We start from the raw sequence: 22,415 nt of genomic DNA on the forward strand, positions 1-22,415 counted from the left end.
ATTATCTCATCCATAAATTGAATAAAATGTTAACTAACATAAAATATAAATTTAAGCTGTTTTTGTTCTGGGCAATATGCTTAACAACGGCTTTTGTTTCTTGCAAAAAGGAAAAGGGACTCGGCGAAGATCCTTATGCCGGAGGTAAGAAACCGTTGGATCTCACTTTCATTTCCAAAACAATCGAACCAGATGTGGTAAATGCCGGAGATGTTTTAACCGTAAGGGTAAAAGGCCTTAGTAAATACATCAACGATTTTAAAGTATATGTAAATGAAATAGAAGCCGAAGTGGTTACTGGATCTACCAACGATACCACTTTAACGTTCAAAGTTCCTTTAACAGCTAGTACAGGCAGTATGTGGATTACTTCACAAGGACAAAGTTTTTTCGGACCAATTGTTAAAGTAGGTGGTAAAGTGAGTGTTGATGCCAGCTGGAAAGTGATTAATGGTGCAACAAATAACAACAACAATGGCTTTAGCCTTAGTACTATATACGATATCGAGGCTTTACCTGGGGGCAACTATTTTCTGGGTGGTGCCTTCAACGACTTTGAACTAAATGGAACCGAAAAATTACCCATTGGAGGCATTGCGCAGATTTTAGGCAATGGAGCTTACTCCACCAGTGGCGTTAACTTTGGAAAGGGAGCAGGTGGTGCCGATAAATCGATCTATTCTATTACCCGTATCCCAACCGGATCACAGGCGGGTAAATATATCATTGGCGGTAGTTTTACCAGTTTTAACTCTACCCGTATCAACCGTCAAACTTTAAACAATGTCGCCCGCCTAAATACCAATGGTACATTAGATAGTTTGATCCTCAGGGATGTAATTAATCCTAAACCTCAGGAGACCTATAAAAATGGCGATACCGTTGCAGCCTTTAATGCAGGTGTTGATGGCTTTGTTAGAAAAACCTTTGTATTTAATGAGCAGGTTTATCTTGTAGGTAACTTTAATAACTACAAGCGCATGTATTTACCAAACTCCAGTTATGATGAAAAAGTGTACGATTATACACGTATGCGCCAGGTGGTAAGGGTAAATATGGATGGTACGATGGATTCTACTTTCCACTATAACAAATCAACCCGTCAAAGTGCAATTGGCGCTAACGGTGTCATTTTAGATGCTATGATGCAGAACGATGGAAAGCTGATCCTTGTGGGTACATTTAGTACGTTTAATGGAACACAGGCCAATAGAATTGTAAGGTTAAACCTTGATGGCAGCGTAGATAACAGTTTTAATGCAGGTTCTGGTGCCAATAGCGACATTATTTCAATCAGGTATAATGCTAACACGAATAAAATTGTGGTAGGAGGTACTTTTACCAGTTTTAATGGTAAAGCGGCATCAGGTATTAACCTGTTAAATGCCGATGGCTCTAATGTAACAACCTTTACTGGCCAGCCCATTACGGGTGGAATTACCAATTTTGTGGGGCAGCTTAACAATGGGAAAATTATTGTAAGTGGCTCTTTTAATAAATATGGCGATTACCTGCGTCAGGGTTTTATGGTTTTAGAAGCCAACGGGCAGCTAGCTGTAGGGTATAACAATACCGGTGGTTTTCAGGGGGCAATTTACGATATGGTAGAAACTACAATTGCTACGGGTTCGCAGGTGATTTTAGTGGGCGATATTCTTCGTTTTAACGGCACCTTACCACACAATATCATACGCCTAAATTTTGCCAATTGATCATATAGTTTTTCAAATATAAAAGAGATGAAAAAAGGATTTACATTAACAGCAACCTTAAAATATCTGGGCTTTTGCCTGGTATTTGGGCTATTCCTTATGGCCACTGGGTGTAATAAGGATTTTGAAAATACATTGCCACAAAATTTCAGAAACGATACACTAGGTTTAGGAGCCGGTAAAAAGGTACTTTATATCGTTTTGGATGGCGTAACTGGTGCAGCAATAAAAGCATTGGCGCCTCCCAATCTGGCTCAGATTAATGCCAAAGCGACTTACACTTACGAAGGTTTGGCTGATAATAAATATAACGTAATTACCAATGCCTCGGCCTGGACAACCATGCTAACCGGTTACGATTATACCAAGCACAATGTAACCAGCGAAGATTTTTCGGGTTTAAACCTACAAACTACTCCTACGGTTTTCACAAGGATTAAAAGTTCGCTCAATAATGCCAGAACAGTTTCAATTGCCTCAACAATAGCTTTTAATGATAAACTGGCAGCCGATGCAACTGTAAAACAGAATGTGGCAGACGATGCTGCTGTAAAAACTGCGGTAGTAACGGAGTTAACTACTAACAATCCATCAATGGTAGTGGCGCAGTTTCACAATGCTGAAACGGCCGGAGCAGCTAATGGTTATACCGCTGCTACGCCTGCTTATGCAGCCGCTATAAAAAGCATAGATGGTTACATCGGCGAAATACTAACCGCGTTAAAAGCAAGAAAGGGATATTCCGGAGAAAACTGGTTGGTGGTAATTGCCTCAAATAAAGGTGGAGGTCCATCTGGAGGTGCCCCTGGTTCTAATATTTTTAACGATCCTTCACGAAATGCCTATATCGCTTTTTATAATCCCCGCTTTTCGTCGGCATTGATTTCACAGCCAGATCCCAATAGCTATCCATTTGTAGGCACGGGTCCACGTTTTATCGCAACAACCAATTCTAATGTTACCGCTATTCAAAATAATACCGCGATTGGTAATTTTGGTACCACAGGAGATTTTACCTTTATGTTCAAATTTAGGGATGATTACGGGCAGGCCAATTATTATCCAATGTTTTTGGCAAAAAGAAATGCTTTTAACTCTGTTTCGTCTACCGGATGGGGCTTTTTGTTCGGTGCAAACTCTGCACAGTTAGATTGGGGCGGCACCCCACGTCCGGGTTTTGGTATCGATATCCGTGATGGACGCTGGCACACTGTAGCCTTTACCATTGGCCTGTTAAACGGTGTAAGAACACTTACTTTGTATGTTGATGGGCTAACCAGGTATTCAGGATCTATAAACGGAAGAAATATAGATAACAACATTCCACTTAGGTTAGGTGGTGACGTAGGTACCAATGGCGATACGCAAACCAATCTTTTAATCAGGGATGTAGCCTTGTTTAATGTAAACATGTCTGCAACTGATGTAGCCGCCATCATGAGAACGCAGATTAAACCGAGTACGCCGTTTTATAACAATTTGCTAGGTTTCTGGCCAGGAAATGAAACAAGCGGTACCACGATGTTAGATCAATCGGGTAAAGGAAACAATTTTACTTACAGCAGTAACGTAACATTTGCCGGTTTTGAAGAAATTTCGACAAACATCTCGCCCGATATTTCACCTGCAGCATACCTTTCTGTACCTAATGGTGTCGATATTCCACTACTCATATACAATTGGTTAAATATTGCTGTTTCACCTCAATGGGGTTTAACAGGCAGATTATATATCCCAACTGTTTCATTACCGACTAATTAACATTAAATATTGATAAAATGAAATTTAATCAATTAACTAAAATATTTTGCCTTTCTCTTTTAGTGGCATTTACTGCTTGTAAAAAGTATGGCTATGAAGTTCCGGATGGTTATCCTGATGATTCGCAGAATGTATCTGAAGGAACCATCGATACCAATATGAAACTGATCGATAAGTCGATGTACGCCAAGGCAAGGGTATTCCCGGGCTTGGTAGATCAAACAGAACCTCGGGTAAAAGATGCTCAGTTTACAATTAACCTTAATTTTACCGATCAAACCGCACAAAATTTAAGGATTGCTGAGGCACCGTCACCACAATACAGCACGGGTTATTATGCTGCCCCGGGTGAGCTGATCAAACTTGTGGTTCCGGCAGGGGTTGATGGTTTAACTGTACAGATTGGTGCACACACGGATAACCTGGCTGGTAAATCTCCCTTGCTTCGCGATCCGGTGATATATAACAGGAAAAAACTGGTTGCTGGTGTAAATTATATCCGTAACCTTTACGGTGGTCATATTTACATTTTGGCTACTTTCGCTTATGCTAACCCGGTTACTTTTACCATTACTGGTGCTGTGGTATCGCCTGATTTTATTTTGGGACAAACCAGCGATGTCGATTGGGTAGCTAAAGTTAAAGCCTCGCAAGTGCCTTGGTTAGAGCTAAGGGCTAAAAGTGTTATTTTCACCATTCCCAGGGATAAAGTAATCGCTACTTTTAATTCAAACGAGCCTTTTACCAATCCTACAGCAGTATTTACCAAATGGAACGATGTTTTTGACTTGGATTATAATGCCTGGATGGGTTTATCAGATAATGCACCCGATATTAGAGACCGTAGCCCTCAAAGTCAGTGGCGTGGGGTACTCGATATTCAGCTTAGTTTAGGTTATGGCCACTCGGGTTTTCCTTTTGTGGGCTTAAACGATTCTTATTGGTTTGCCAGTTTTACCAGCTTAAATTCAATCTCTACCAGTTCGGGCCAATGGGGTACCTATCATGAGTTTGGACACAATTGTCAACAAGCAAATGTGTGGAGCTGGAGCACTTTGGGCGAAACCACCAACAACCTGTTCAGCTTTAAAGTAGCCAATAGGATTGGAGCCAATTACAATATTCTACACCCGGCAGTTTCCAGCGGTTTTCCTAAAGCGATCGCTTATGCAAGTGGTACAGGAACCAAAAACTTTGATACAGATGCTGCCATGAATACCGTGGATGAAGCGCCTTTTATGAAAATGACACCTTTTGTACAGATTTTTGAGAAGTATGGTTACGGTGCGATGACTTATTTATATACTGAGGCCCGCCATGCGCAGCGTTTAAATACAAACGACATTACCAAACATAACTTTGTGTACGAAAAACTATCTGATTATACCAAAACCGATTTATCACCTTTTTTCGGTGCATGGGGAATTTTGATCAGTGATGCAGTGGTAGCAAAAGTAAATGCCAAATATCCGCTGCTAAAAACGGCTATATGGACTTACAATCCACTAAACAAAACAGGGGGTACGGGTACAATTACCTACAACACCACTGTGGTATCGGTAAGTTCAGTTCAATCAGGTGATGGAACAACTGCTGCCCTGGTTGATGGAGCTGTTTCTGCCGCGTCTTACTGGCATTCAAACTATGGAACGGCAACCTCTACAAACACGTTGGGCTATCCCATCAATATTGTTCTAGGTACCGGATCACCTGTTCCTATAGCAGTTAAAGGTGTAACTTTTGCCCAAAGGCAAAATAATAGCGGTGGTTATGTAAAAGATGTAGAGATATTTACCAGTACCGATAATGTGAATTATGTAAGTGTGGGCACCACCACTTTACCACAAAATACTTCAGTTTATAATTTTAACTTCCCTGGAGGTAACGTGAGTGCCAAGTTTGTAAAAGTGGTGATTAAAAGCGGTGCTAATGCTACGTATGCGAACTTATCAGAGTGCAACCTTATTAAACCTTAACTCTCGCTATTATGAAAACAAACCATAAAATATACAATATACTGCTTTGTATTTGCGCAATAGGCCTATTAACATATTCTGGCTGTAAAAAATATGCTAATCCACCAGCAATTTACGAAGACCTAAAGCCACTCTCTGCGGGGCAGCGTAAAATTTTGGTCATCAGCATCGATGGACTAACAGGTTCAGAATTGCAGACTGTTGCACCAACCAATATTACAACCCTGCAAAAGAATGCTAAATATTCTTATAATACTTTAAAAACAGCTTCTGATGCAGCCGGTTGGGTATCCATGTTAACCGGTACCAGCTTTGTGAAACACCAGATCAGTACTGATAATTTCGAACGTGCAGCAGGTTCGGGTATTGATGAACATGCCACCATTGTATCTTACCGGAATGTATTTGATTACATTACACAGTACAAATCGGTAAAAACTGCTTTAATTACCCCTTGGACTAATTTGCGGAATTATATGAAAAATGCAGATTTTGCCCCTGTTGTATCAACTGATATAGCGGTTAAAGACAGTACCGTGAGCATTCTAAATAGCCAAACAGGTTTGGGAACCATATTTGTTAACCTTAAAGACGTTGAAGCGGCTGGCGTTAATGGAGGCTACGTGGCTACCAATGCCAACTATAAAAATGCGATTATAAAGGCCGATGAATACGTTGGTAATATTTTAACAGCTTTAAAAGCAAGAAAAAATTATGTAAACGAAGATTGGCTGGTGATATTAACCAGTAATCATGGAGGTAGTAGTGCAAATCCAACAAATGGTTTTACTTTAGTTTATCACCCTGCTTTTAAACCGTTTGAGTTAAAAAAATCAGGTTTTAATCCTGTACTTTTTAGCACCAATACCTCAAGGGCGGTTACGCCAAATGATAATGGTCTTTATGATGTAGGCGATACCAAAAGCATTACTGTTCAAATGGAAACTAAGTTTAATTCGACCAATGTAAATTATCCTACATTTTTTGGGAAAAGTACCAATTTGAATGGTTCAAGTATTACGGGATGGCAATGGGGTCATTATGGCGATCAATGGTCGGTTACCGTCGGGGGAACAACGAATGGCGGTTCAGGAAAATTACAGGTAAATTCTACCACTCCACCAGGAACCATCTGGCACACTTTAACCATGAGTATTAATACTACTGTTAATACACAGGGAGTTGCGACAGCCAGAACGCTTAAGTTGTATGTTGATGGGAATTTGGAAGCTACAAGCGATATATTAGCCAGAAAAAGTTTAACTACCAGTGAGCTGCTCCGGATAGGCCATAGAACAGGAGACACTGATACGCCAACTCCATTTTACGGAGCAAACTTAGCATTTTTTAATGTAGCGCTAAGCGATGCCGTGATAAAGGCAAATGTTGGCCTGAAAGACATTACCAAACACCCTAATTATAACAATTTAATTGGCTTTTGGCCAATGGATGAAGGTACTGAAGGTACGTTTTTCAATAAAGCACCTGTTGGTTATAACATGTCGCTTTCCGGTGTATACAGTTGGGCGAACCTGGGTAATTCATATCCTCCAGGTACAACACCTGAGCCAGTTACATCATCTTTATCAATCCCATCAACGGTAAGTGATGTATCTGCTTTAGCATTATATTGGATGAAAATTAATATCCTTCCTGATTTCGGTTTTGACGGTAAACCTTACCTCAAAAACTTTGAGTTAGAATTCTTAAAATAGTAGTTAGTTTAGTTAGTGAAACCCTTTCCGCCAGAGGTGGCAAGGGTTTTTTCTGTTTTAGGCTATTTGCAAAGCAATATCTGAGGTGATTTACGCTTATAAATTAACTTCTCGGTAACATATTTAAAACTCAAACGTTTGCGCTAAAACAATTTCATCATTATCAGTTAATCATCAGTAATTTGGAGCAACAAACCAAAATTATACACACAGAATGAAGCAAAAATTAACCATTTTATTTACATCATTATTTATTGCCGGGCAAATCAGCGCACAAGATCTGCCCTCCGAACTGCAAACCCCCGAAGTGGTTTCGGTAAACCGTTTGCCTATGCGGGCATCGGCTTTTGCTTTCGAAAACCAGGATTTAGCAACTAAAAGAGCTAAAGAAAAATCAGCATATTTTTTATCATTAAACGGTACCTGGAAGTTTAACTGGGTAAAAGACCCACGTAAACGGCCTGCCGATTTTTATAAAGTAGATTTTGATGATAAAGGCTGGGATAATTTTAAAGTACCTGCCAACTGGGAAGTGAATGGTTATGGGCTTCCAATTTACGTAAACCAACCATACGAATTTGCTGGCCGACAGCTAACAGGCGCAAAAATGAACCCACCATTCGATATTCCTGCAGATAATAATCCGGTAGGTTCGTACCGGAAGAAAATCAATATTCCGACTAATTGGGGCGGTAGACAGGTGTTTATCAGCCTTGGTGCTGTTAAATCTGCTTTTTACATCTGGGTAAATGGTAAAAAAGTAGGTTATAGTGAAGATAGTAAACTCGCTGCTGAATTTGATATTACCAAATATGTTAAGCCAGGAGAAAATACCATTGCACTACAGGTTTACAGATGGAGTGACGGAACCTATTTAGAATGCCAGGACATGTGGCGCATATCGGGAATAGAGCGCGAGGTTTATTTATATTCTACACCAAAATTAGATATCCGCGATTTTAAAGTTGTGGGTAATTTAGATGCCACTTATAATAACGGATTACTAAATGTAGATTTAGCGGTAGAAAATTATAAAATAGATCAACGTACCAATCATAGCCGCCCAGATAGTTTTTACGTAGCACTCGATTTAGTTGATGCCAAAGGAAATAATGTTTGGAAAGATGCCACCACAATCCAAAAAGTGCTTGGCAATTATAAAACCGATCTTTCTTTTAAAACACAGATCAGTAATGTAAAAAACTGGTCGGCAGAAATTCCTTATTTATATACGCTTTACATCACTTTAAAAGATAAAAACAATAAGATAATCGAGGTAATTCCACAACGCGTAGGCTTCCGCTCAGTAGAAATTAAAGGCAGCGATTTACTGGTTAATGGTAAACGTGTGTTTTTAAAAGGTGTAAACAGGCACGAACATAATGCCACACAAGGCCATACTTTAACCCATGCCGATATGGAAAAAGATATGGAAATGATGAAGAAACTGAATGTAAATGCAGTTCGTCATTCCCATTATCCACCAGATCCTTATTGGATGGAACTTTGCGATGAATATGGTTTGTATGTAATAGACGAAGCCAATATCGAATCACATGGCCGTTATTACAGTTTGGAAACTACTTTTGCCAACGATAAACAATGGCGTATTCCTCATCTTGAGCGCATTACCAGAATGTATGAGCGTGATAAAAACCATGCATCGGTAATTACCTGGTCGTTAGGTAACGAAGCCGGTAATGGGGTTAACTTTTACGAGGCTTATCAATGGCTTAAAGGAAAAGATTTCCGCCCGGTGCAATACGAAAGAGCTGAGGGCGATTTCAATACAGATATGATTGTTCCGCAATATCCTTCACCAAATTATCTGCCGCGCTATTCGAAGCAGGATAAAGAAACACGTCCGTTTATTATGAGTGAATATGCCCACATTATGGGTAACAGTTTGGGTAATTTTAAAGAATATTGGGATGCCATAGAGAACAACCCCAAACTACAGGGTGGTTTTGTTTGGGAGTGGATAGATCAGGCAATCGATACCGTTAAAAATGGCAAACGCATCATGGCTTATGGTGGCGATTTCCCGTTAAGTGGCCCCGTTGACGAAAACTTTAGCGATAACGATTTTTGTGTAAAGGGTGTTGTTACGGCCTACCGCGGAATGACGCCGATGGCTGTGGAATTGAAAAAAGTACATCAATATATCAAAACTACTTTCAACGGTATCAACCAGATCAATGTAAACAACAGCTATTTCTTTAAAGATATCAGTAATGTGCAGTTAAACTGGGAACTGGTAGAAGATGGAAAAGTGATTCAAAGTGGTGTGGTAAGTAATCTGGATATTGGTCCGCGCCAAACACAGCTATTAAGCATGCCATTTAAAACGAATTATGCTGCGGGAAAAGAATATTTCTTAAATGTGCATTACCGCTTAAAAACAGCTGAGCCATTTTTAGAAAAAGGTTATGAAATTGCTTACGAGCAGATCGCATTAGCCGGAGCGCCAAAAGCCAATGTTTATAGTGGCAACAAGAAAGCTTTAAAGATTGAGCAGACCGCAGAAAAAGCAGTGGTTAAAGGAAGCGATTTTACAATTACTTTCGATTTAACTAGGGGAATGTTAACAAGCTATGTTTCCAAAGGGCAAGAATTACTAGCCTCGGGTCCACAACCTGGATTTTACCGTGCACCAACCGACAACGATATTGGTGCAGGCTTAAATACCAAATTACGTATGTGGCGTAATGTGTACCAGGATAACAACGCAAGTAACATTAAATCAACTGTAAATTCAACTGTTGATGGCTTTAGCCTAACCATTAAATCGTCACTACTTAAAGGTGATGCAGAAACTACACAAGAATTTAATGTATCTGCTGATGGAACAGTTAAAGTAAACAATCAATTTAAAGCTGTAACAGGCAACTACAAAAGTTTAATGCGTATCGGTAACGATCTGCAGTTGAAAAATGATTATAGCAACATCCAATGGTATGGTCGTGGTCCGGGCGAAAATTATGTAGATAGAAAAACAGCCTCATTAATAGGTACTTATAAATCAACAGTTGGAGATCAGTATTTCCCTTATGCACGTCCTCAGGAAAGTGGCAATAAAACCGATGTGCGTTGGGTAACTTTTACCAATAAAGCAGGCAAGGGCTTACGTTTCGAATTTGCAGATCAGTTGTTGAGCTTTAATGCACTGCCATATTCGGTAGAAGATTTAGATCCAGAGGCAGAGAAAAAACAATATCACTCTGGCGAACTGATAAAACGCAATCAGATTTACGTGCACATGGATATGCAGCAACTAGGTGTTCAAGGGATCGATAGTTGGGGTTCTATGCCGTTAATTCAATACCAGATCCCGTTTAAAGATTACCAGTACAGCTATTATATCAAACCGATTAACTAAATAACCATTATTCGTCATTGCTAGGCACGAAGCAATCTTTTTCAATCGGATTGCTTTATGCCAAGTAATGATTTGGATAAAAAATTTTAATACAGAAGTCTAACCAAAATAATATGAAATTTATCAAAATCTGTTTAACCTTATTGTTATTTGCTCAAATCAGCTTTGCACAAGAATCAAAACTAGCTGCAACACCACCAATGGGCTGGATGAGTTGGAACATCATGTCCGAAAATCCGAATGAAAAAGATATTAAAGAAATGGCCGATGCAATGGTTGCCAGTGGGATGGTGAAAGCAGGCTATCAATATATTTTTTTAGATGATTGTTGGCAAGGTGGCCGCGATAATAAAAACAAAATCATTGCCGACCCAAAGAAATTTCCTTCAGGCATTAAAGCCCTGGCCGATTACCTGCATAACAAAGGGATGAAATTGGGGATCTATTCTGATGCTGCTCCTTTAACCTGTGGTGGTTATACCGCAAGTTTAAATTTCGAAGATCAGGATGCTAAAACTTTTGCATCATGGGGGATCGATTATTTAAAATACGACTATTGCAATGCACCAGAAGATGTTGAAACTGCTAAAGCCCGTTACGGTAAAATAGCCCAGGCGCTACGCAAATCGGGTAGAGAAATTGTATTGGGAATCTGCGAGTGGGGGCCACGCGAACCATGGAACTGGGGTGCGCAGGTTGGCGGACAGAGCTGGCGTACCACTTACGATATCAGAGACAAATGGAATGATGTAGAGGGTAAGGGTGGCGTTGGTATTTACAATGTAGTAGATAAAACAGCCGGATTGGCAAGTTTTTCGGGTCCAGGTAAATGGAACGATGGAGATATGTTGGTGGCAGGTTTACATGGCACAAAAGGCCCGTCATCAGCTTTTAATGGTAAAGGTTGTACCCAGGCTGAATATCAGAGTCAAATGAGTTTGTACAGTATGCTTAATTCGCCACTATATGCAAGCTGCGATATCCGTAAAATGGATAATGAGGCAAAGGCCATTTTTACAAATGAAGAAATAATTGCATTAAATCAAGACGCTTTGGGTAAACAGGCCGAAAGAAAAATCAAAACCGATAGCTGGGATGTTTTTGTTCGTCCTTTAGCCAATGGAGATTTCGCAATAGCGATTTTAAATAAATCGACAGCTGCCCAAAATGCAAAAATAAATTTTGCTGAGTTAGGCCTGGCTGGTAAATATGAGATCAGGGATTTATGGCAACATAAAGTAATTGGCAAAAATAACAAGTGGAATGGTGAGGTAACTGTTCATGAAACCAAGGTTTTCCGCCTAAAAAAAGCATAACACTCAAATAACAACAAACCAAATACACAAACACAAATGAAATCACTATTATCCCTTTCATTAATAGCAACAGGCTTAACCACCTTTGCGCAAGATGTAGCAAAAGATCCGGCAACAATTGTCATTACACCACAGCACACCCTTTCTAAAAGCGATACCGTATTTAGAAAAGCCATTGCCAAATGGAGTGATGAAACCCTAAAAAGTAACGATTATAAGAACATAAAAGCACAACCATCAGCTGAGTTTTTTCCAGGTACAGTAAAGACAGGTTTTCAGTTTATAAATAAAACGGTCAGCATCGAACATAAAAAAATGGCCGATAGCTTAGTCTCAATTGTATCTACCCTAGGTTACTCTGGTTACGATAACGCGACCATGTACAGTACGGGTTTATATGCGAAAGCTGGTGAGTACATTGAGATCGATGTACCCAAAAATGCCAATGTAAACGAGCTTGAAGTTCAGGTCGGTGCGCATAGCGATCGCTTAAACTATTGGGTAGCAGGCAAGGAAGATTGGCGCAGGATGCCAATTATAACCAAGAAACAGCAATTGGTTATTGGTAAAAACAGATTAGCGTCGCCTTTCGGTGGACTGATTTACATCAATATTAAACCTAAGGCCGAAAGTAGAAAAATTGATTTCAAAATTAGCCATGCTGTTGCAGCTCCACTTTTTGTATTGGGCAAAAGCACGCAAAGCGATTGGGAGGGGCAATTAAAAAACAATAAAGCACCTTGGGGCGAAATGGCTACTGAAAATGTGATTTTAACATTGCCTGATAGTGTATTACAAACCATCAAAAACCCTGAAGAAGTATTAAAACTTTGGGATTTAGTTGTGCTTGGAGAATTGGATCTGGCGAATATGCCAGCGCCATTTTACAGGGCTCAACGTATGGTGCCCGATGAGCATATTGGCGGAGGGTACATGCACAGCGGTTATCCGATCATGATCCACCATTCACCAACGAAAAAAATGCTCTCGAATGAAATTATGGCCAATCCTGAATTGCTGATGAAACCCAGCAAGGGAGGTGCAAACTGGGGCTTTTTCCACGAAATTGGTCACAACATGCAAAATCTGAACTGGGTTTTTGGCGGCACTACCGAAGTGAGCAACAACTTCTTTTCGATTTATATGTTCGATAGGCTAATGGGCGGACGGGACGATTCGCATACGGGTGTATCAAGTGCAAATACGCAAAAAATGATGAAAAAATATTTTGCCGAAGGTGCGAGTTATGAAAAATGGAAAAGTGATGCCTTTTTAGGATTGATTATGTTCCGCCAGATGCAGGAAGGTTTTGGATGGGAAAGCTTTAAAGCGTTTTTTAAGGAATACCAAAAAATCGGACCAGGTATAGGCAGCTTAAACGATCAGCAAAAACGCGATTTATGGGTAAAAACGTATTCTAATGTGGTAAAAAGAAATTTAGCTCCATTTTTTAATACCTGGGGCGTAGGCATAAGTGAAGAAACACAGAAAGAACTGAGCGTGCTTCGTGCATGGAAACCTTATAATTTTCCTCCGGTAAACTAATTGTAAAACTTCCAGAGCTATGAGGTTTCTTAAGCATCTTGCCAATAAACCTCATAGGTCTTAAGGAATGTAGCGTTTTTATTTAAATTCCCGTTTTAGGTTAAAAGTAACAAAGGATGAAACGGACGCTATTTATTTTAACCTCAATTGTATTGATTCTAAGTTTGATGTGGGCGTGTAAAGATCGCGATGAACCCATGCGGAATGTTGATCAGTCAGAATTAGAAATGCTTTACAAAGACATCGAAAAATCGGCTCAGCAGTTTACTTGTGAAAATGCCGGCGAATGGAAATTCACGGCCATTGGATCTAAAGCTTGCGGAGGCGCATCAGGTTATATTGCTTATTCTGTAAAAATAGATGAAAGTACCTTTCTAAAGAAGGTTGAACAATTTACCAAACTACAAGCTGATTACAATCAAAAATACGGTGTATATTCTGATTGTGCATTGGTAATACAGCCAAAGGGGGTAACCTGCGATAACGGCAAACCTAAATTTACTTATTGAGATTTAATGCTATATCAGATATTTCTGTTCTGACACTAACAATATTTATAACTACTTATTTTAATTGTCTCGTAGCGCATTTTCAAGTACTCGGAAATGCGCGTTTTTATTTTACAACTATTTTATGTGTTCTTTTATAAATACCTGAGGGTTATAAAACCGTTCGTTCAGTTGTTTATTGTTAAAAGTTAGCCAGCTTGCACAGCCATAATCATCAAATTTTTTTCTGATCTCTAAATGAAGATGATGGTAATCGCCCCCATATTTTTTACTTTCCTGAGGCGTAAATAACCTGGCCAGTTTGGTGTTTTGATCAACATTCTGGCCATTGCTTACATAAACTTCTTTCAGGTGTTTGTAGGTGGTAAACATGGTTAATCCACTAGGTAGTTTATGCTTTACTACAACTGTGCGTTGGTTTTCGCCCAAATGCACAGAGCAGACTATTCCATTGGCCATGGCGTAAACATTAACCAGTTTTGCTTTAGGCTGTGCAGGATTAATATCAATAGCCGTGTGTATGTGCCCTTTAACATAACTATCTCTATGATCGCCAAAAATGCTGATGATTTTGATATTATTTATTTTTTTTCGGTTAGCCACATCAAAAGGAAGAAACCAGCTATCGGCAGTTTTTGTAGGAGCAGTATCGGTATAATAAGGTTTCCAGCGATCGCGGTCTTTTTCAATCGTAGGTGTTTCGAATAAAAGTGTCGATAAAAAGATCAATAATAGGGTTCTCATCAATGCAATAATTTATAGAGCAAGATAATGATTTTATCGATATAAACTATTTTTGTAGTTTAAAGTAAACAGATCGCCATTGCAGGAAGGAACGACAGAGATATGATCTCATAGAAAGATCGTCATCTCAACGGCACTGCACCCGATTGCTATCGGGGCCGCTCGAAATGACGATCCTTACTTGATGTTATTTTTTCGTGGTGTCAGATGTTACCATCTGACTGCACATTAAGCCAGAATATCTTCTTTCAAAGCCTCTGCAGCCGGATTAATCAGCGTTCCGATTAACTCAGGAACAGGAACATCAGTACTTTCGCTGTAACCATGTGTTAATAATCGTACCCTATTGATACAAACTCTGATAAATTCGGGTACAAACAGATCAAATTTCTGGAATTTCGGAGCCAATTCTGGGTTTTCTTGTTGGAATTCTAAAATTACATCTGCCACCTGACGCCAGAATTGCTTTTCATCCAATCCCACATAACTGTGGAAAATATTGCTGAGGTATCTGAAAACGGCATCAAATATCCCTGAAAGGATAAATAAAGGTGCCAGCTCATCATTGATTTCCCTTAAAACATCTACCAGATCATTCGGTAACTTAGCTTTCGATTCTTCTGTTAATACAATTTCTTCAACAAAATCTTTAATAATAATCCGTTCCGGTACACCATTTTTCATCACCAAAATGGTGTTTTCGCCATGTGGACTAAAGAAAAAAGCATGTTTGTAAAAAATCCTTAACACTGGTTTTAAATAAGCAGACAGATAGGCATTTAACCAGCTTTCTGCATCCAGGCCAGATTTTTCTATCAGGGCCTCAACCATACTTTTTCCATTGTCATCTACATAAAGCAGACTCGCCATGGTCATAATGTTTTCGCCTTCCAGCAAATAATTTTCGGCACTCTCACGCCAAATCGCCCCTAAAAATTCCTGATACTGATATGGAGAATCCGGAATTTCACTGTATTGTGGATGGGTATAAGCTACTGTTGCCACTTCGCCCAAAAGCACCACACGTGTCTGTTTTAAATACTCATCGCCTTGAAGCATGTCTTTTGCCCATTGCGTCACTTTTGGTGCAATAGCCAGTTTTTTAGGCGATAAGCCCCTGAAAATCGAGGTATTTAGAATCGAAATGGCCGTTTTTACATAATGTTTTTTAGGCTCACTTACATTAAAGAAAGTACGGATGCTGTTTTGGCACATGTATTCATCATTGCCTAATCCAACAGGTACAATTAAATTATGGGCAATGTCGTGTGCCAGTTGTAATACGATTTTATTGTTCCATTGCCATTCGTGAACAGGAATAAAAAAATAATCTTCAGGTTGTAACTGCTGTTGGATTAATACCTGATTAAAATCGTGAACCTGCTTTAAACTGAGTTCCTCATTATAAAAAGAGAATGGAGAAATACTTTCGATACTTTTAAATTCTGCTCTTGTTTTATGTACCGCTAACCAGGCCAATTGCGTTCTTTGAGCGGCTTCTGGCGCATATTTGCTTTGATCGCTATGGTTAAAACCGATCCGTCCTTTATTAATGGTGGCCCAGGGATGTCCATCCATTTGATGTTCGATGGTTTGGTAATCAGCATTGGCCAGTTCATCAGCGGTTAACCTGCCTTTTTGATGAATGTAAGCATCGGCATATAAAGTATTTAGGGTTTCTTCAACAAAATGGGCAAGTGTAAAGGGTTTAATGCCGAAAGTTTGCTGTAGTTCGGTATAAAAAGCAGGCGCATTGTTCACGGCTACACTTTCACCGTTTACAAATTTTTTGATGCTCTGTTTATCGATATGCAGGTAATCTAAAGCACGTTGCTGACCTGAAAAAGTATAATAGATCTCATCAGAATCGGTAGCGAGGCGGAAATCAGAATTTCCTTGTTCATCTGTATTGATCAGCATTGGTTCGGCTAATTTTTCGTGCATCAACTCTACGATCGATTTTGCGATGTAGTTGCGGTTTACCTTATCCCAAACTTCTTTTTTTAAAGGTTTTATGTGGCTGAAATTGTTGTAATTCATAGTATTAATCTTTTATTTGTGTTAGTTCAGAGTTGATTGTGTTCTCTGTGAGATACTGTCATGTTGAGCCTGTCGAAACACATTCAACAGTATTTAACTAAGTCCTTCGACAAGCTCTCCGTAGGAGTCCTATGGACAGGGTGACAAATCTTTGGTTTAGTCTGGATTACAAATCCCGACCAGCAATATTGGTTTAATCTTCGGATAACTGAAGCGCTGCGTTAGATAATTCATTTTCCTGTATTTCATCTGCTATGCTAAACTGCTGGAAAGCAATCCGTTTTTCTACATTATAGATTTCGAAGCCTAAAATGGCGTTGATAATGGATGCATTGCGATAGGCACCCATGCCCAGATCAGGTGTTACGAAACCGTGGGTATGCAGTTCAACATTTTGAACAAAGATTTCGTTTCCGTTTACATCAATAGCATAGTTGCGGTGTACCTGGAAAAGCCCATCGGCATTACGTGCGAGGCGGTCGTTTATTCCTGATAAGAAACCAGGCTCATCATATTTGTAACCTGTTGCCAACACCACAAAATCTGTATCAACAGCAAAATCCTTTTCACTTTCGGTATGATAAAAATCGAGCTGATATTTGCCTTCGGTGTTTACTGTTAAATTGTTCAGTTGACAGTTCGGCATCAATTCAGCATTTACCTTTTCGCCATCAACACTCAATTCGTATAGTTTATCAAAAATCTGGTTAATCAGTTCGAAGTTTATGCCTTTAAACAGCGAATTTTGTTTTCCTAAAAGCTGTTTGCGTTTGGCATCACTAAGGTTATAAAAGTGGTCTACATATTCGGGCGATGTAAGTTCAAGTGTCAACTTAGAATACTCCATCGGGAAAAAGCGATCAGGTCGCGTAAACCATTTTAATTTCAATCCATTTTCGGTTTCAGGCAATAAATCGTAAAAAATCTCAGCAGCACTCTGTCCTGAGCCAATAATCGTTACCGTTTTTTGCTGCAACAGCGTAGATTTAAACTTTAAATATGCTGAAGAATGTATGGCATTTTTATGCTCAGCTGGCCTAATAAAACCAGGTACTTTTGGTGCCGTTCCTGTTCCAAGCACTATTTTTTTAGTGAAAATGGTTTCACTGGTTCCGTTTGATTGATCGACTTTTTCTACCTGATAAACACCATCAACGTAATTTATACTGATTACTTTCTGTCCGAAATGGCAGTTTTGCAAATGATTAATCGCCCATTTACAATAAGCGTTATATTCCTTTCGTAATACAAAAAAATCTTCTCTGATATAGAATTTATACAGGCGGTCTGTTTGTTTAAGATAGTTTAAAAAGCTGTACGGACTGGTTGGATCGGCCATGGTAACCAGATCGGCCATAAAGGGAACCTGTAACGTGGCATCGCTTAACATCATACCGGGGTGCCAGTTAAATTCGCTCGCCTGATCCAAAAATAAAGTCGTTAAGCTACTGATAGGGGCACATAATGCAGCTAAACCCAGATTGAAAGGACCTATACCGATCCCTACAATGTCGTATATTTTTTGATTGTGCATTTAAATTTCCTCCGTTTCAAATTCTGATGATTTAGCCATAGCATATGCCTTTGCCTCAGGAAATTTTTCCCAGTACCATTCACGGTGACAAAAGGTAAGATTGGCCATTTTGTAAGGCATCTTGATCACTTTCTCCAATTTGAAGCCCAATCTGGTTACAAAAATGTGCATCGCGCGGCTCTCCACAGCTGCTTCGCCAATGCATTTACCTACTTCGGGTTGTTCAAAAATGAAATCCATTAAAGCCTGACCGGTTTCAAAACTGAATTTTTTATCTTTATCTGTTGGCGCAATCAGCAAATGTGCACCGTAATCGGTCGTTAAGGCCTCGTAGCAGGCGCCTACACCATCGCGCATTGGCCAGTAAGGCTCTATGGTAAATGTAGGTTCGCCATTTATTTCGCCTATAAAACTGTGCGATGAATCGTTGGGCAATAATGTCCTGTAAAATAATTCTAAACCTTTAATCGGTCCATCCATCTTCCATATGGGTTTGGCATGTTCCTGGTTAAACCAATCGTGAACCATTTCGAGATCGCGGTCTATATTAAACGGACGGATGTTGATCGTTACATTTTCTTTAGGGAAAAACCTGCTGTAGAGCACATCTTTGGTTTGAGGCTTGATCAGGTTTTCGGAGAAGAAATATTTAGATAAAGGATTCGGGAACTCACGGTAAATAGCTGGATTATCGATAGGTGCACTGGCCTCGTCGATATTGCATAAATTGGTAAGTAGGTTACCTTTTACCTCCCAACTGCGACGGTTAATGATATAGTCAACCAAGCCAGTGGTATCGCTGTTTTCGAACTGTTTAAACTCCAGATAAACGAGATCGATCAAGGTTTTCTCATCCGCGAGATTATTGCTTGCAATGGCATTCACTACACCTAATATGTTGTTTATGAGCAGGTAATAGGTGAGTTTTGGCAGGATGTAAGCATTTGGTACAATCGAACCGCTTTCTACAGCAATACCAGGAGATGCTTTTTCTAATGCCTCGGCTTTGGCATCACTAAAGAAAAAGCCCTGGTTATCCCTGAAATAAAATTTAGCAGGGTAAAAATCTTTATCCAGTTCTACCATCACATTTTGCTGGTGGAACTCAAAAGCCATCCCAAAATTGTTGTAAAGCCCAACAATCGGTGCAACACAAAGGTGCAGGTATTGTTTAAACCAGTTTACAGCAGTATGAGCAATCGTTTTGTTTCTGCTAATTGCTGCTTCTTCAATGATGTTTACAATTCTTGGTTTTTGACCTAACAAAGCATCCTGACAAAGCGCTGCTAAAAGCGTTACATTTTTTTCGGCCCCTTCTCCTTTAAAAGGATTGTGCCTGATACTGATGTTGAAACCATCAATGATTTCGCCTTTATAATTTACGGTGATAAATGCGGGGTCGGTAATGAATTCAATTTCAGGGAATTCGGCTTTGGCCGTTTTGCCGTATTCGGTTTTTAAAAGTTTACTTACATCATAGCCACGGTGAAGCTCTCTAACCAGGTTAACCCTTTGCGAGTTGGTTATTTTTACGTGTAACGAAAATTTAAGCATCCAATCGCTCGATGCATTGTAAACCGTTCTTACCGAAGATGTTGGTGTATAGAATTCTCCAAAATGTCCGAGATAAAACAGGAGTTTTTCTTCCTGCATTGATTTTACATTAGGTAGGGTAAGCAGGTATTCGGCCTCCCATGGGTGCATGGGTACAACCTTATGGTCTGGGTGTTGATCGAGTAAATGAATGGTTTCAACATGGTTACTATCTAACAATTCAATTCTGAAAAGATCGGTCATGTCAAAACCTTCCGCATTTTTCTCCACAATATTTTCGGCAGAAATTAGGAAATAGGCCAGCTGGAAACGACCCTGGGTTTCTGGCGAATATTTAAAAAGTTCTTCTTTACTGTTAAAGCCAGATCTCCCTTTAGGAAGTGGGTGCGCATTATGACCTAAAAACAATGATTGCTCTGCCTCAATAAAATTCATTTTAGCAAAATTCGTAGGTCTGCCATTCTGTTTGAAGAACGATAAAAATGCTTCAAGATTTTCTACACTATTGGCTAAACGTTGTTTTACCAGGTTGGCATCAACTTCAGGAAATTCTTCAGCACTGAACTGGATAGCGAGTTCCATAAATCTGTAAATGCTGATCGGACTGATGGCATCTGTAGCAACATCACGTTCGATTATCGGGAAATTAAATACGTGCCTGCCACTGTCGGCATAAAATTTTAAAGGTGCATATACTTCGAAACCTATGGCTGTAAAATCAAACCTGATATGCAGGCGATCGGTTGTGGTAATCAAATAGTTTGCTAAAGACTCATCGTATTTAGGTATGCCTATGTAACGGCTCCAGTTATTAAATTCTCTGCAATAACTGTTTAAGAGTGCATTAAAATTAGTTTCTTCTGAAATCTGCTGAAGCCTGATTGAGTCTAACATATTCGTTTCCATGTTTTTTAATGATTTTAATAATGTTTTCAATATCGCTGATGGTAGTAAGCGGGTTAAGTAGGGTGAATTTGAGGTAGAATTGATGGTTGATCTTGGTGCCGGCAACCAAAGCTTTTCCTTGGTTAAACATGGCTTTTTTAATGTACTGGTTCATGGCACAAACATCTAAGCGCACATTTTTTGGTCGGTAGCGGAACACCAGGGCGCTGATATCTGATTCGTTCATCAGCTCAAAATCACTATCGAAATGTAACAGATCGGCAATTTTGGCTGCGGTTTCGATAATAGTATCAAAATAACCACCCAGTTTGTTCCTGCCCATCATCCTTAGCGTAAACCAGAGTTTTAAAGCATCAAAGCGGCGGGTGGTTTGTATCGATTTGTTTACCTGATTGGGTAAGCCATCCTCATCATGATCTTTTGGATTTAAATAATCGGCATGGTGTGTAATCAGGTTGAAAAAGTTTTTATCCCGTACCAGGAAACCGCTGCTGCTTACCGGCTGGAAGAAAGATTTGTGATAATCAACCGTAACCGAATGGGCCAGTTCGATCCCATTCAACAAACTCCTGTACTTATCGGTTAACAGCAAGCCACAACCATAAGCTGCATCGATATGGAACCAGGTGTTGTATTTTTTGCTAATGGAAGCAAGTTCTTTCAGCGGATCAACATTTCCGAAATCGGTAGTTCCTGCTGTGCCTACAATGGCAATAGGGATGTTACCTTGAGCGATTTCCCGTTTAATGGCGTCTTCCAGCAGAACGGTATTTATTCTAAAGCTGCGGTCGGTTTTGATTTTGATCACCGATTTTTCGCCTAAACCTAAAAGGGAAGCATTTTTCTGAATACTAAAGTGCGCTTTTTCGGAAACAAAAATCCTGAAACGAGCTGCTTCCTGGGGCAATCCCTCTACTTTAATGTTGTGGTTTAGTGCTGTGGTAGAATAATGATCGCGGGCCAATAAAAGCCCCATTAAATTGCTCTGGGTACCACCACTAGTAAAAATACCATCTGCTTTTTTGCTGTAACCGATCTGGTCGCAGGTCCATTCGATTAGCTTTTGCTCAATTAATGTACCTCCGGCACTTTGATCCCAGGTATCGATTGATGAGTTGATGGCCGAAATCATGACCTCGGCAGCTACTGCTGGGATCACAATCGGACAGTTTAAATGGGCGATATAAGCAGGGTGATGAAAGGCAACCGCATGGCTGGTGTAAAGCTGTTCAACTTCTTTAAGCAAAGCATCGTAATTGTCATGCGTTTTTTCAAATTCAATCGAACCAAATAGCGGTTTTAATTTTGACGGCGATACGCCACTAAAAGGCTGTTGATTGTTGTTGAGGAATTTTTTTACCGCCTGGGTAACTTTTCCCATTGCATGCAGGTACTCTGCTTCATTTTCGTGGTGAAAGATTTCCTTGGTTGGACTTTCCGTAAGGAAATCAATAAGTTCATGTTTTTCGAGGTCTGATGTAAACATTAGTTTTTCAATTTTTCAAAAGATTAAGGTTTAAAGGCTATAAAATACCGAGCCTTTTAAGCTGATATTTTTTATTAATAAATCTGGTTAAGTGAGAGAATAGCTTGAGCAGTTTTTTTTATCGATAATTTCGACCGCTAAGGTATATTTTTATTTAGATTGATTAAAAATAATATTTAAAATATTTTTAACACATTGTTGATAAGTTGTTTATGAAACACTACTTAACCGTTTTAGT

At 39.5% G+C, this 22,415-nt stretch carries 13 protein-coding genes; 8 read left to right on the forward strand and 5 right to left on the reverse strand.

Going from position 1 to position 22,415, the window contains the following annotated elements; genetic code table 11:
- The first annotated feature begins 26 nt into the window (after nt 1–26).
- The 8 genes from ASU31_RS13600 (at nt 27) to ASU31_RS13635 (ending at nt 13,913) form a co-directional block, all read left to right on the forward strand.
- On the forward strand, nt 27–1,712 hold the full coding sequence (locus ASU31_RS13600) for a DUF5008 domain-containing protein (protein WP_057932850.1): 1,686 nt from the start codon (nt 27–29) through the stop codon (nt 1,710–1,712).
- A gap of 27 nt (nt 1,713–1,739) precedes the next feature.
- A complete protein-coding gene (locus ASU31_RS13605; protein ID WP_057932851.1) occupies nt 1,740–3,473 on the forward strand; it encodes a DUF4983 domain-containing protein in 1,734 nt (577 codons plus the stop codon).
- Between the two features lie 17 nt (nt 3,474–3,490).
- Nucleotides 3,491–5,449, forward strand: coding sequence for a M60 family metallopeptidase (locus ASU31_RS13610; RefSeq protein WP_057932852.1), 1,959 nt, complete (start codon nt 3,491–3,493; stop codon nt 5,447–5,449).
- Nucleotides 5,450–5,460: 11 nt separating this feature from the next.
- Complete coding sequence (locus tag ASU31_RS13615) at nt 5,461–7,164, forward strand: LamG-like jellyroll fold domain-containing protein (protein ID WP_057932853.1); 1,704 nt, start codon at nt 5,461–5,463, stop codon at nt 7,162–7,164.
- A gap of 214 nt (nt 7,165–7,378) precedes the next feature.
- Entirely contained in the window at nt 7,379–10,543 is a 3,165-nt protein-coding gene (lacZ, locus tag ASU31_RS13620; protein WP_057932854.1) for a beta-galactosidase, LacZ type, read from the forward strand.
- Between the two features lie 113 nt (nt 10,544–10,656).
- Entirely contained in the window at nt 10,657–11,859 is a 1,203-nt protein-coding gene (locus ASU31_RS13625) for a glycoside hydrolase family 27 protein (protein ID WP_083505368.1), read from the forward strand.
- A 36-nt stretch (nt 11,860–11,895) separates the two neighbouring features.
- Nucleotides 11,896–13,404: a M60 family metallopeptidase gene (locus tag ASU31_RS13630; protein WP_057932855.1), complete on the forward strand. Its 1,509-nt coding sequence runs from the start codon at nt 11,896–11,898 to the stop codon at nt 13,402–13,404.
- A 116-nt stretch (nt 13,405–13,520) separates the two neighbouring features.
- Nucleotides 13,521–13,913: a hypothetical protein gene (locus ASU31_RS13635; RefSeq protein ID WP_157258012.1), complete on the forward strand. Its 393-nt coding sequence runs from the start codon at nt 13,521–13,523 to the stop codon at nt 13,911–13,913.
- 117 nt (nt 13,914–14,030) lie between these two features.
- On the opposite strand, the gene ASU31_RS13640 is transcribed toward ASU31_RS13635, so the two are convergent.
- The 5 genes from ASU31_RS13640 to ASU31_RS13660 form a co-directional block, all read right to left on the reverse strand.
- On the reverse strand, nt 14,031–14,657 hold the full coding sequence (locus ASU31_RS13640; RefSeq protein WP_057932857.1) for a M23 family metallopeptidase: 627 nt from the start codon (nt 14,655–14,657) through the stop codon (nt 14,031–14,033).
- Between the two features lie 228 nt (nt 14,658–14,885).
- Nucleotides 14,886–16,697 carry an IucA/IucC family protein gene (locus ASU31_RS13645; protein ID WP_057932858.1) on the reverse strand — a complete coding sequence of 604 codons (1,812 nt, stop codon included), beginning with the start codon at nt 16,695–16,697 and terminating at the stop codon, nt 14,886–14,888.
- Nucleotides 16,698–16,890: 193 nt separating this feature from the next.
- Nucleotides 16,891–18,231 carry a lysine N(6)-hydroxylase/L-ornithine N(5)-oxygenase family protein gene (locus tag ASU31_RS13650; RefSeq protein ID WP_057932859.1) on the reverse strand — a complete coding sequence of 447 codons (1,341 nt, stop codon included), beginning with the start codon at nt 18,229–18,231 and terminating at the stop codon, nt 16,891–16,893.
- Nucleotides 18,232–20,691: a GNAT family N-acetyltransferase gene (locus tag ASU31_RS13655; protein WP_057933018.1), complete on the reverse strand. Its 2,460-nt coding sequence runs from the start codon at nt 20,689–20,691 to the stop codon at nt 18,232–18,234. It abuts the gene before it with no gap.
- Nucleotides 20,636–22,177, reverse strand: a complete 1,542-nt coding sequence (locus ASU31_RS13660) for a pyridoxal phosphate-dependent decarboxylase family protein (protein WP_057932860.1) — start codon at nt 22,175–22,177, stop codon at nt 20,636–20,638. Before ASU31_RS13660 ends, ASU31_RS13655 begins: the two co-directional genes overlap by 56 nt.
- Between the last annotated feature and the right edge of the window lie 238 nt (nt 22,178–22,415).

The organism is Pedobacter ginsenosidimutans (assembly GCF_001442625.1).
Classification (GTDB): Bacteria; Bacteroidota; Bacteroidia; order Sphingobacteriales; family Sphingobacteriaceae; genus Pedobacter; species Pedobacter ginsenosidimutans.